11 protein-coding genes and 1 pseudogene are annotated in these 12,440 nt (G+C 69.1%); 5 read left to right on the forward strand and 7 right to left on the reverse strand.

What is annotated here, in order from left to right; translation table 11 throughout:
* The first annotated feature begins 1 nt into the window (after position 1).
* The gene (locus ACFVVM_RS17880) at positions 2-1,252 is read left to right on the forward strand and encodes an amidohydrolase family protein (protein ID WP_387619019.1); all 1,251 of its coding nucleotides are present in this window, start codon (positions 2-4) and stop codon (positions 1,250-1,252) included.
* Positions 1,253-2,713 carry a chlorohydrolase family protein gene (locus ACFVVM_RS17885; protein WP_387619021.1) on the forward strand — a complete coding sequence of 487 codons (1,461 nt, stop codon included), beginning with the start codon at positions 1,253-1,255 and terminating at the stop codon, positions 2,711-2,713.
* A gap of 1 nt (position 2,714) precedes the next feature.
* Here ACFVVM_RS17885 and ACFVVM_RS17890 read toward each other — a convergent pair whose 3' ends face one another.
* A complete protein-coding gene (locus ACFVVM_RS17890) occupies positions 2,715-3,710 on the reverse strand; it encodes an acryloyl-CoA reductase (protein ID WP_387619024.1) in 996 nt (331 codons plus the stop codon).
* A 129-nt stretch (positions 3,711-3,839) separates the two neighbouring features.
* Positions 3,840-4,913 (reverse strand): DNA polymerase IV, encoded by a 1,074-nt coding sequence (locus tag ACFVVM_RS17895; protein ID WP_387619027.1) that lies wholly within the window; start codon positions 4,911-4,913, stop codon positions 3,840-3,842.
* A gap of 107 nt (positions 4,914-5,020) precedes the next feature.
* Between ACFVVM_RS17895 and ACFVVM_RS17900 the strand changes: the two are divergent.
* Positions 5,021-5,428: pseudogene (locus ACFVVM_RS17900) on the forward strand (PaaI family thioesterase); the annotation flags it as partial.
* 245 nt (positions 5,429-5,673) lie between these two features.
* Here the strand turns inward: ACFVVM_RS17900 and lon are convergent.
* Complete coding sequence (lon, locus tag ACFVVM_RS17905; protein WP_387619029.1) at positions 5,674-8,211, reverse strand: endopeptidase La; 2,538 nt, start codon at positions 8,209-8,211, stop codon at positions 5,674-5,676.
* Between the two features lie 211 nt (positions 8,212-8,422).
* The gene (locus tag ACFVVM_RS17910; RefSeq protein WP_387619032.1) at positions 8,423-8,551 is read right to left on the reverse strand and encodes a hypothetical protein; all 129 of its coding nucleotides are present in this window, start codon (positions 8,549-8,551) and stop codon (positions 8,423-8,425) included.
* Here ACFVVM_RS17910 and ACFVVM_RS17915 point away from each other — a divergent pair.
* Together ACFVVM_RS17915 and ACFVVM_RS17920 are read left to right on the forward strand one after the other, a co-directional pair.
* Complete coding sequence (locus ACFVVM_RS17915) at positions 8,535-9,242, forward strand: DUF6159 family protein (RefSeq protein ID WP_387619034.1); 708 nt, start codon at positions 8,535-8,537, stop codon at positions 9,240-9,242. The two genes, ACFVVM_RS17910 and ACFVVM_RS17915, sit on opposite strands and share 17 nt — an antisense overlap.
* A 372-nt stretch (positions 9,243-9,614) precedes the next feature.
* Positions 9,615-10,412: a hypothetical protein gene (locus ACFVVM_RS17920; RefSeq protein WP_387619036.1), complete on the forward strand. Its 798-nt coding sequence runs from the start codon at positions 9,615-9,617 to the stop codon at positions 10,410-10,412.
* Between the two features lie 58 nt (positions 10,413-10,470).
* Here ACFVVM_RS17920 and ACFVVM_RS17925 read toward each other — a convergent pair whose 3' ends face one another.
* The 3 genes from ACFVVM_RS17925 to ACFVVM_RS17935 are packed head-to-tail and all read right to left on the reverse strand — an operon-like array spanning position 10,471 to position 12,432.
* On the reverse strand, positions 10,471-11,538 hold the full coding sequence (locus ACFVVM_RS17925; RefSeq protein WP_387619038.1) for a DUF3068 domain-containing protein: 1,068 nt from the start codon (positions 11,536-11,538) through the stop codon (positions 10,471-10,473).
* On the reverse strand, positions 11,535-11,705 hold the full coding sequence (locus tag ACFVVM_RS17930; protein WP_387619041.1) for a DUF2613 domain-containing protein: 171 nt from the start codon (positions 11,703-11,705) through the stop codon (positions 11,535-11,537). Before ACFVVM_RS17930 ends, ACFVVM_RS17925 begins: the two co-directional genes overlap by 4 nt.
* 28 nt (positions 11,706-11,733) lie before the next feature.
* Entirely contained in the window at positions 11,734-12,432 is a 699-nt protein-coding gene (locus tag ACFVVM_RS17935) for a hypothetical protein (RefSeq protein ID WP_387619043.1), read from the reverse strand.
* Positions 12,433-12,440 lie beyond the last annotated feature (8 nt).

Consider the following 12,440-nt stretch of genomic DNA (forward strand, 5'->3'; position numbering starts at 1 on the left):
CGTGGGCGATTCACTGCTGCTCACCGACGTGCGACCGTGGGGCGCCGACCCGGTGGACGTGCTGGTCGAGAACGGGCTGGTGGCCGCGGTGTCGTCCACCGGCTCCCCCGACCGGGCCGGTACGCACGTCGAGGGCGCGGGCCGGGTGATCCTGCCCGCCCTCTCGGACGTGCACCTGCACCTGGACTCCACCCGCCTCGGCCTGCCCTTCCGCGCCCAGACCGGCGAACCGGGACGCTGGGGCCGGATCATGAACGACCGCGAGCACTGGCGATCGGCCGAACGCTCGGTCGCCGAGCGGGCCGTGTTCACCCTCGCCGTCGCGGTGGCCAACGGCGCCACCAGGATTCGCAGTCACGCCCAGGTGGATGCCGATTCCGGACTGACGAAACTGGAGGGCGTACTCGCGGCGCGGGAGCGCTATGCCGAGGTGTGCGATGTGGAGATCGTGGCGTTCCCGCAGGTCGGGATCCTGCTGGAACCGGGTGTCGTCGACCTGATGGACGCGGCGCTGCGAGCCGGGGCCGATCTGGTCGGCGGGATCGACCCGTGCGAGATCGATCGCGATCCGGTGCGTCATCTGGACGCGGTGTTCGGCCTCGCCGAGCGGCACCAGGTCGGCATCGACATCCACCTGCACGAGGCGGGTGAACTCGGGCTGTTCACCCTGGAGCTGATCCACGAACGGATCGAGGCGCTGGACATGCGCGGACTGGTGACCGTCTCGCACGCTCGCGCGCTGGCCAGCGGCCTGCCCGCGGTACCTGCCGCGATCGAGCGGCTGGCGGCCAACGAGGTGGCGCTCACCCACGCGGCGGGCGCCAAGGGCTGGGAGCTGCCACTACTCGACCTGGCCGCGGCGGGCGTGCGAGTCGGGGTCGGGATGGACGGGCAGCGCGACTACTGGTCGCCCTACGGCAACGGCGACATGCTCGACCGCGCTTGGCAACTCGCGTTCGTCAACGGGTTCGGTTCCGATCAGCACGTGGAACACGCACTGGCCGTTGCCACCTGGGGTGGGGCGAGCGTGATCGATCGGAGCCTGGCGCCGCTCGACGCGCTCGACCTGCGGCCGGGTTTCGCGGTGGGTGATCCGGCCGAGTTCTTCCTGGTCGACTCCGTGAGCCCGACCGCCGCCGTCATGGACCGGCCCGCCGAGCGGACCGTAATCCACCGGGGCGCGGTGGTTTCGGTCGACACCGCGCTCGACGGCTTCGAGATCCCCGGTCGCTGGGGTAGGGAGGGGAACTGAATGCGTCGCGGTATCCGGGCACGACACGTGCTCGCGCATTCGGCCGAGGGGCACATCATGCTCGCCGATGCCGAAGTGGTGGTAGGGGATTCGCGCATCGTCGGCGTTGGTCCGCGGGGCGCGCACGAGGTGGACGAGGTGATCGAGCTCGGCGCGGCGGTGCTGATGCCCGGCCTCGTCGACCTCGACGCACTCACCGACATCGACCACACCATCCTCGACTCGTGGCAGTCGCGCGAACTCGGGCTCGGCCTGCAATGGTCGCGCGAGTACGCCACGCATCGGCGGCGAGCCGTGTTCGATGCCGAGGAGCGGGCGTTCATCCGCGAGTACGGGTTCGTCCAGTTGCTGCTGCACGGGGTCACCACGGCCATGCCGATCGCCTCCGAGATCCACAGCGACTGGGCCGAGACCTACGACGACGCCGTCGCGATGGCCGAAGCGGCGCGACGCCTCGGCCTGCGGGTCTACCTCGGGCCCGCCTACCGGTCCGGGGTGAACGTGGTCGACGACGACGGCACCCGATCCATCTACTGGAACGAGGAACTGGGCCGGGAAGGGTTCGCCGACGCGGCCCGGTTCCTGGGGTGGGCCGCCGAGCAGGACACCGATCTCGTCCACGGCACCCTGCTGCCGTGCCGGATCGAGACGCTCACAGAGGAACTGCTCCGACGCACAGCCTCGCTGGCCGCGGAAACCGGTGTCCTGGTTCGCCTGCACGCGCTACAGGGACTGCTCGAACGGGCCTTCGTCCTCGACCGGTTCGGTGTCCCGCCGCTGGCGGTGCTCGAACAGGCCGGCCTGCTCGGGCCGAATCTGCTCATCCCCCACGGGATCTACGTCGACTCCAACCCGCACGTCGACGCGGACACCGACGACGACATCGCCACCCTGGCAGCCTCGGGCGCCGCCATCGTGCACTGCCCGCTCACCTCGGCCAGGCACGGTTCGGCGCTGGACACCTTCGGCCGCTACCGCGCGGCGGGCGTACGAATCTCACTCGGCACCGACTCGTTCCCACCGGATCTGGTGCGCGGCATTGACATCGGCGTCACCCTCGCGAAAGTGCTGACGCACCAACTTGATTCGGCGACCTACGCCAACTACATCGACGCGGCCACCCGCGGCGGCGCCGATGCGCTACGCCGCCCCGACCTCGGGCGGATCGAGGTGGGCGCGACCGCGGACCTGTTGGCGTTCCGGCTCGATGATCCGCGCGACGGTGTCATCGAGGACCCGATCCGCACCCTGTGCATGAACAGCACCGGGCGCGCGGCGGACTTCTCGATGGTCGCGGGCCGGATCACGGTGCGCGACGGGGTGATTCCCGGCATCGACCTGGCCGCGATGACGCAACGCGCGCAGGAACTGTTCGACCGGATGCGCGAGGCGTACGCCGAACGGGACTACCTGCGGCGTCCCGTCGGCGAACTCTTCCCGGCCTCGTTCCCGGCGAAGTAGGTCAGAACTCCCCCGCCACCCCGATGACGGTGCGGCCCGAATGCGTGCCGTCCTTGATCGACTGCAGCACCGAGCCCACCTCGGTGATCGGCGCGAACGACTCGATCGTCGAGAGATGCTGTGGGCGAAGCTCTTTCCCGAGCTGCGTCCACAGCTCACGGCGCTTCTCGATCGGCAGGAAGACCGAGTCGATGCCGAGCAGGCTCACCCCGCGCAGGATGAACGGCAGCACGGTGGCGGGCAGCTCGGCGCCGCCGGTGAGGCCACTGGCGGCAACCGCGCCGCCGTAACCGATCGCGCTGAGCACATGCGCCAGCGAGGCGCCGCCGACGCTGTCGACCGCGGCGGCCCAGCTCGCCTTGTTCAGCGGGCGCGGCTTGGCATCGGGATCGAGCGGGAGCCTGCCGATCACCTCGTTCGCGCCGAGCTCGGCGAGCAGGTCGCCCGCGTCGGTCTTGCCGGTGGAGGCGATGACCTCGAAGCCGAGGCCGGAGAGGATGTCGATGGCGACCGAGCCGACACCACCGGTCGCGCCGGTGACCAGGACCGCGCCGTCATCGGGGGTGAGGCCGTGGTCGAGCAGGGCCCGCACGCTCAGCGCCGCGGTGAAACCGGCGGTGCCGATGGCGGCGGCGTCGCGGGTGCTCAGCCCGTCGAGGCGAACCACCCACTCCGCGGGCACCTTCGAATACTCCGCGAACCCGCCGTTGCGGGAAACACCCAGGTCATAGCCGTGCGCGATCACCAGATCGCCCGGAGCGAAGTCGTCGACCTCCGAGGCGATCACCTCGCCGGTGAGATCGATGCCCGGCACGATCGGATAGTTCCGCACCACACCCCCGCGCGGGGTGATCGCGAGCCCGTCCTTGTAGTTGGCACTCGAGTAGTGAACCTTGATCGTCACCTCGCCCTGGCCGAGGAAGTCCTCCCCGACCCGCTCGGGAGCGAGCACGATCCCACTGTCGGACTCACGGGCCACCATCGCCGAAAACTCCATGCGCCCGAGCATACGAGCCCCACCGCCCCCACGTCGCCTCCCCGACGACCCCGGGTCCAGCTGGACGATTGATCATCAGGCAATCACGCAAGCATCGGCCGAGAGGGTTTCGGCACCAGTGCCTGGTGATCAACTGTCCAACTGCAGGAGTTCCAGGCGGACGCCGAGGAGGCGGACGGGGCGGTCGAGGTCGAAGCGGGCGATGATGGCGAGGGCGGTGGCGACGATGGTGGGGATGTCGTCGGTGGGGTGGGGGAGTTTCTGCTGTTTGCTGCGGGTGTAGAAGGTTTTGGTGCGGACGGTGACCGCTACCCGGGTGCTGATGCGGTGGTGTTCGCGCATCTCCTCGGCGACCTCGGTGGCGATGCGGGCCACTTCGCGGTGGATCTCGGCGGGGTCGGTGAGGTCGTGAGGGAAGGTTTCGGACTTGCTGCGGCCGACGGGGGTTCGCGGGGTGGTGGTGAGTTCGGTGTCGCCCTTGCCGTGGCCGAGAACCCACAGGTAGGGGCCGGTGCTCGGGCCGAATTCGGTGGCCAGGCGGTCGCGGTCGGCGGCCATGAGGTCGGTGACGGTGGCGATGTCGAGATCGGCGAGGCGTTCGGCGATCCTGGATCCGATGCCCCACAGGGCGTCGGTGGGGCGGTGGCCCATGAGTTCGGTCCAGTTGGCGGCGGTGAGTTCGAAGACGCCGGCCGCCGCGCCGGGGTCGTGCTCGGGTTCGGCGGAGGACTTGCCCGCCGACTTGGCGAAGCCGGTGGCGAGTTTGGCGGTGAGTTTGTTGTCGCCGATGCCGACCGAGCAGGTGAGGCCGAGTTCGATGATGGCACTGCGGATTTCGGCGGCGAGCTGCCACGGATCGCCATCGGTGGCGACGAACGCCTCGTCCATCCCCCACACCTCGACCGGGCCCGCGACCCGGCCCAGCGTCGCCATGATCTCCGCGGAGGCGGCCTCGTAGGCGGGCATGTCCAGCGGTAGGAATACGCCATCCGGGCACTTGCGCTGCGCCATCTTCAAGGCCATCCCGGCACGCACCCCGTAGGCCCTGGCAGGGTAGGACGCGCAGGTCACGACCTTGCGAGGTTGCGCGGGATCACCCTCGCCGCCGACGATCACCGGTAGCCCGCGCAGCTCGGGGCGGCGCCGGAATTCCACCGCCGCCTGGAACTGGTCGAGATCGACATGCAGGAGCCACTGGGGCACTGTTCCGTCATACCGCACGGCACCGTCGATTACCCGTAAGCCGGGCGTGGCAATATCCGTACCGCGCCAACCGATGTCACGACCGAGCTCGAAGAACGGAACACCCGATGCCGACCGAAGCCACCACCCTCGACCTCGACCTGGCCCGCCAGGTACTCGCCGCGCAACCCTTCGCCCGCCTGGTCGGCACCGAGCTCACCGAATTCGGCGACGGCGCGGCCACCCTGATCATCGAGATCCAGCCCGAACACGGCCAGCAGTTCGGCTTCGTGCACGGCGGGGTGCTCGCCTACGCGGCCGACAACGCGCTCACCTTCGCCGCGGGCACCGTCCTCGGGCCCAACGTCCTGACCGGCGGATTCACCATCACCTACCTGCGGCCCGCGCAGGGTGAGCGGCTGCGCGTGCACGCGACGGTCCTCGGCGCCACCCGCCGCCAGGCGGTCACCCACTGTGACGTCTACGCCGAGACCGAGGGGGAGGAGCCCATCCTCTGTGCGGTCGCCCAGGGCACGACCCGGCGGGTCGAGAAGGATCTCGAGCAGGCGGCCGCCGAGGACGAGGACACCTTCGAAGACGATCCCGAGTTCGACGACGACCAGGACCTGTACGACACCGACCAGCTGACCGTCGTCACCGAGGAACAGCTGGCCGCCGTCGCCGAGGAAGCCCCGGCGCTCCCGCCGACGGTGAGCCGATAGGTCGCGCTGGAACGGCGAAACGGGCCGTGCGTCGCGCACGGCCCGTTCGCCGGTCCGGATCAGGCGCTGACGGCGAACCGATCGGCGTCGATGGCCGGTTCGGCGACCGGCTCGATCGCGTAGGCGAGGATGTCGGCCACGTCGGCGACGGGGCGCACGTCCAGTGCCTCGAGCACCTCGGCCGGGACCTCGTCGAGGTCCGGTTCGTTGCGGGCCGGGATGAAGACGGTCCTCAAACCGGCACGCTGCGCGGCGAGCAGCTTCTGCTTCACGCCGCCGATCGGCAGGACGCTGCCGTTGAGGGTGACCTCGCCGGTCATGCCCACATCGCCGCGCACCTGGCGGCCCAGTGCCAGTGACACCAGGGCGGTCACCATGGTGACGCCCGCGGACGGTCCGTCCTTGGGCACCGCACCCGCCGGGAAGTGGATGTGGATGTTGCGGTCGAGGACCTTCGGCTCGATCCCGATCTCCGCCAGGTGCGAGCGCACGTAGGTGAGGGCGATCTGCGCCGACTCCTTCATGACGTCACCCAGCTGGCCGGTGAGGGTGAGCGAGCGCTCGCCCTCGGCGCCGTTGGCCTCGATGTAGAGCACATCGCCGCCGGCGCCGGTGACCGCGAGGCCCGTCGCGACGCCGGGGACAGCGGTGCGTTCCATCGAGTCCGGGGTGAAGCGGGGGCGGCCGAGGTAGTCGGTGAGGTTGTCGACGTCGACGGTCAGGGTCGTCACGGACTCCGCGTCCGCGGACGACTCGACCGAGGCCGCGGGGCGCGACTCGAAGTCGACCACGTTGTCGTAGCCGAGCGACGGGTCGTACCCGAGCACCTGCCCGTCATCCGGCACCGCATTGCCGCCGGACCCGACGTTGCCGCGCGACGCGGCGTCGCCACCCGGTGCGGCTTTGCCGCCGGGCTCTGCGGCGGAATCCGCAGTCACCAGTCGAGTTGCCGCCTTGCGCAATGCCTTTGCGACGAGTCGCTCCATCTGGCGCACACCGGCTTCCCTGGTGTAGTTCGCCGCGATCTCGCGCAGTGCCGCATCGGTGATCGAAACCTCTTCCGCGGTCAGCGCATTGCGTTCCAGCTGCCGTGGCACCAGGAAGTCGCGGGCGATGGCCACCTTGTCGGCCTCGGTGTAGCCGTCGACGGTGATGAGCTCCATCCGGTCCAGCAGCGGGCCGGGGATGGTGTCCATGACATTGGCCGTCGCGATGAACAGCACGTTCGACAGGTCGAGGTCCAGGTCCAGGTAGTGATCGCGGAAGGTGTGGTTCTGCGCGGGGTCGAGGACCTCGAGCAGCGCCGCCGCCGGATCACCGCGGAAATCGGAGCCGACCTTGTCGATCTCGTCCAGCAGGACAACGGGATTCATCGATCCCGCCTCCTTCACCGCCCGCACGATCCGGCCGGGCAGCGCGCCCACGTAGGTGCGGCGGTGACCACGGATCTCGGCCTCGTCGCGCACGCCACCCAGAGCGACGCGAACGAACTTGCGGCCCAGCGCCTTCGCCACCGACTCGCCCAGCGAGGTCTTGCCGACACCGGGCGGACCGACCAGCACGAGCACCGCACCGGACCCACGTCCACCGACGACCTCGAGACCACGCGCGGCCCGCCGTGAACGCACCGCCAGGTACTCGACCATGCGGTCCTTCACCTCGTCCAGACCGTGGTGATCGGCATCGAGGACGGCCCTGGCGGCCGAAACATCGGTGCTGTCTTCGGTTTTCACCGTCCACGGCAGGTCGAGCACGGTGTCGAGCCAGGTGCGGATCCAGCCGGATTCCGGGCTCTGGTCGCTGGCGCGTTCGAGGCGACCCACCTCGCGCAGCGCTTCGGCGCGTACGTGCTCGGGCAGGTCCGCGTTCTCGACGCGGGTGCGGTAGTCGTCGGCGCCGTCGGGTTCGTCCTCGCCGAGTTCCTTGCGGATGGCGTTGAGCTGCTGGCGCAGCAGGAACTCGCGCTGACTCTTCTCCATGCCGTCGCGCACGTCTTCGGAGATCTTGTCGGTGACCTCGACCTCGGCGATGTGATCGGTGATCCACTCGATCTGCTTGGTCAGCCGGGCGGTGAGGTCGGGCGTCTCGAGCAGTTCGCGCTTCTGGTCGTTGGACAGGTACGGCGCGTAGCCCGCGGTGTCGGCGATGGCCTCCACGTCGTCGAGCTGGTTGACGATGTCGATGATCTGCCAGGCCTCGCGCCGCTGCAGCACCGCGACGACCAGCTTCTTGTACTCGGCCGCGAGTTCGGTGGTCCGTTCATCGGGCTCGCCGATCTCGACCGGCTCGGCCTCCACCCACAGCGCCGCACCCGGCCCGGTCACCCCGTGCCCGATCCGCGCCCTGCGCTCGGCCTTCAACACCGCCGCGGGCGCGCCACCGCGCATCCGGCCGACCTGCTCGATGGTGGCGACGACGCCGTACGACGCGTACCCCTCATCCAGTCGCGGCGCGACCAGCACGGCCCCGGTTTTCCCCGCCTGAGCGGCATCGATGGCAGCCTGCGCGGACTCGTCCAGTTCGATGGGCACGACCATGCCCGGCAGCACGATCGGATCGGTCAGGAACAGCACCGGCAGGTTCTGAGCTGTAGTCATATCGACCCTTCCAAAGTTGAGCTTTGTTCACTCAACCCCCCACCCCACCCGTTTGTTCCACCCCGGTGACCCCGTTCACTCACGGCGAACTTCCCCCACCGAACCCAGCGTCTGTCGTCGCGGTGTAACCCCTGGCCGCTGGTTCGACGGATCGCCTCGATGGGTTGGCGCCGCTAGGGTGTGATCTTGTTCGATCGTTGATGGAGGGGGATCACGTGGCGTTCGCCAATTCGTGGCAGATGTTCAAAACTTCGGCCTCGGTGTTGAAGTCACGCAAGGAGCTGGCGGTTTTTCCGGTGATTTCCGGGGTGGCCAGTGTGGGGGTGACGGCTTCTTTCATCGTGCCGATCGTGGTGTCGGACCTGTGGGATCGGTCGTCGGTGACGACGTATGTGCTGTTCGGGCTGATGTATCTGGCCTCGGCGTTCGTGACGATCTTCTTCAACGCGGCGCTCATCTCGCAGGCGGATGTCGCGTTGCGCGGGGGTGATCCGAGCGTGGCCGGTGGCATCGGGGCCGCGGCGCGGAAGTGGCCGCGGATTCTGGTGTGGGCGGCGGTGTCGGCGACGGTCTCGCAGGTGTTGCGGATTCTGCAGGATCGGGCCGGGTTCCTCGGGACGATCCTGACGGGCCTCGCGGGGGCGGCGTGGCAGGTTGTCTCCTACCTGGTGCTGCCGAAGATGGTGCTCGCCGATCGCGGGGTCGTCGACGCGGTCAAGGACTCGGCCGAGTCGATGAAGCGGACCTGGGGGGAGAACGTGGTCGGCAACGCGGGCCTCGGCATCTTCGGCTTCCTGCTCGCCATCCCGGGCGTGCTCCTCATCATCGGCAGCTTCCAGCTCCTTGCCACCAGCGTGGCCGCGGCCCTGCTGGTGGCACTGGCCGGTATCGCCTGGCTGATCGTGTCCACCGTGATCGTCGCCGCCCTCTCCGGCATCTACCAGACCGCCCTCTACCGCTTCAGCGTCGACGGCGTCGTCCCGGTCGCCTTCGCCGACGCCGACCTCACCCACGCCTTCCGCCAGCGCTGACCGTGGTTGACCGGGCGCCGAACCGGTGGCAGCATCAGCGGCCATGACTGATCGAATCGAGTTCACTCTCCGCTGATGAGCCTGGTGCACGGGCCGCAGCTGCCCGTCTCCCCGGTTTCCCTGTTCGACCATGCGATGCGATTGCACCGCGAGACTCCCGACGGACCGCTCGAGCGGGGCGGCTCCCCCTATCCCGACGAACAGCGGCATCGACGCCGCTGGCGATCGGATGAACGCCCGTGGAACTGGCGGATCGAGGGCGCCGCACTCGCCGAAGTTCTGGACGAGCATTTCGCCCAAACCGACCCGGACCCAGCCGATCTGGCCGAAGCCTGCCACCACGTCGACGTGCCACTGTTCCGAAACGAACACGTGGCCGCCGCGGCTCGCCGCGCCGATGCCGAACGGGTACGACTGACCGGACGATGGCTGGTGCGGCGCGGCACCGATCGCTGTGCCGTGCGGGTGGGTGTCGCGCTGCTCGGGACGGTCCCCGACAACCGGGACATCCCACTGCTGCAGACGATCGGTCTGCTCTCGGACGATTTCGCGCCACTGGTTGCCGACGCCATGGCTCGCTGCTCCGACGGGATGACGGCGCTGCAGTGGCTCGGCGACCGCGCGGTTGGGTGGGGTCGGGTTCATGTGGTCGAAAAACTTTGCGAGACAAACGCTCTCGCGTCGCGCGACTGGCTTCTGCGCCGCGCGTGCAACGGCGAATTTCTCAACAAGTACTTCGCCGGCACTGTGGCGGTTACCGCCGACCTGGCCACGGCGATCACCGTCGACGAACCCGACCTCGCGCTGGTCGACCACACCAGCGTGCTGCTGTCGCAGATGAGCGACGCGGACAACATGGGCCTCGCGCTCGACCGCTATCCGGCCGCCGGAACCGTACTCGACGCGCACTCGAAACACGTTGCGCGCCTGACACCGTCGATATCCCGGTACCGCGACATCGCGAACCTCGCCACCTATGTCCAACAGGCAGATCCGGCCGTCTGGTCCGCGGGCTGCCGGGATCGTGTACTGGATCGCTATCTGGCCGTACTGAATCGACCCGGCTGGGTCGAGATCGCGCGAACCGGACTGGCCGACAACGACTCTCGAATCCGCTGGCTACGCGACAACGTCGGCCCGCGTCTCGGCCTGGTGGGGCTCGGGGCATGAAAACAGCTCGGCCTCCCTGCCGAAAGCGGGGAGGCCGAGCTGGTGAAACATTGCGCGACTACAGGTTTCGCGGTACGCGGAACTGTTCGGTCGGGGCGTCGGTGAGGGAGTTGCGGCGGCTGCTCAGGATGCCGAGGACGATGCCGGCGATCACGAGCAGGGCGCCGATGACGCCGAGGGTGATGGGGAGGGTCTTGCCGAACAGGGAGAGCTTGTCGAGGCTCTCCTGGGTGACGGCGAGCTGGGCGTCGATCGTGTCGTCGTCGAAGACGATGTTCGCCTTCAGCGCGGTGACGTCGATCTGGTTGGCGCTGCGGCCGTAGAACAGGTGGATCTGCTCGCCGCCCTTGAGGACCGCGCCGGTCTTCGGCTCGACCCACACGTCGCGGGTGTTGGTGTAGAAGCGGGTCATGGTGACCGGCTCCTCACCCTCGAGGCCCCACTTGGCGGCGGGCAGGGTGAGCTTGTTGGTCGCGGCCGGAACCACGTCCCACATGTTGGTGACCGGAATGGTCTGGCGGAAGTGGTAGACCGGGACGCCCTTGATCTCGGACTCGTCGACGAACTCGATGTCGTAGGTCGCGCGGGCGTTGAGATCGAAGTACGGGTAGGACTTCTTCTCGGTGCCGATCGGGAAGCGGTACTGCAGACCGGCGCGCTGCGACGGATCGGCCACCGAGGCACCCGAGGCGTCGACGTTGACCGCGATGGAACCGTTGGGCGAGGCCGGAATCGGCTCACCGGTGGTGCGGTTGATGGTGACGCGGTCGACCGAGGCGGTGAGCAGACCGGAGTCGCCGTCGCGGTCGTCGCGACGCAGGGTCTGGCCGGCCTGGACGGTCATCTCGTCGGCGGCGGAGGGCTCCTCGACGGTCAGGAAGCGCTGCGAGACGATCGGGACGTTGGTGTCGATCTTGGCCGAGCCCTCGGGCGAGGTGAGCGAACGCGCGTCCAGCACAAGGCTTTCCTCGCCGGGCACGCTCTTGGCGATCGTGGTGATCCGCAGATCCAGCGGGGTCTTGGCGACCTTGCCGACGGTGTAGGTGGGAATCATGGCAGCGGCGGCGAGCAGCAGCGCGCCGAGGCCGACGAGGATGCAGGCGATGATCCTGCGCGCGCCGCTCATCGGCTGCCGTACTGCACGTTGCCCAGCAGCGAGGAACCGGGATCAGCGGTGGTCTCGGGTGCCGGGATCGAATTCTGTTGCGCGCCCGCGGTGATGCCGAACACGGCAATCACCCCGAGGATCGCGCCTGCCAGCCCGCTGAGCAGGCCGGGGACGGCAAACTTCATAGATCGAACTCCAATGCGAGGCGTCGACTCAAGCGACGGTGAAGAACCCGAGGGTCGGGGCGAACGAGCAGGTACGAGCTTCGCCGTCGGCGGTGGTCGTGGTGAGCGAACCGGAGATCACCGCGGCGACCCGGCCGGCACCGGTGTCCGCGATGGCGGACAGGGTGGCGGGGCCGTCGGGGTTGATCGCGGCCTCGGTGGTCAGCGGTTGCGCCCCGGTACGGCGATTGTCGAGGTTGACCCACTGCACGGTGAGCGGCGGATTCTGTTCGACGGCAGGCGTTTTGGTACCCAGCGCGGTGAAAACGAAACCGGTCTGGCCGGACGCGGGTCCGGGCGGGGGCAGTTCGGCCGGGCCGGGCACGGCCAGCGCGGTGCCGATCGAATCGGAGGTCGGGCCGATGCAGCCCTTGCCGATGGTCGGGTAGAGGAACTGCGCGATCCGCGGGCCGTCGGCGGGCGGGAGGTCGGGGCCACCGCCGCCGCTGCCGTCGAGGAAGGTGATGACCCGTTCCAGCGTCGACTTGACCTGCGCGGGAATGCCGGGCGTGGCCAGCAGCAGGCGCGCCTGGGCCAGGATCGCGGCCTGGCCGCTGTCGGCGATGGGGGCGGGCGCGGAGATGGCGCCTACGATCGTCGGTGCCAGCGCTGCCAGCGTCTCGGAGGGCACGTTCTCCGCGATGGCGGGAACGCCGGGCTGCGCCGAGGCAGGCTGCGGGGCAGCCATCGTCGGCG

Origin of the sequence: Nocardia sp. NPDC058176 (assembly GCF_042883805.1) — a bacterium.
Taxonomy (GTDB): Bacteria; Actinomycetota; Actinomycetes; order Mycobacteriales; family Mycobacteriaceae; genus Nocardia.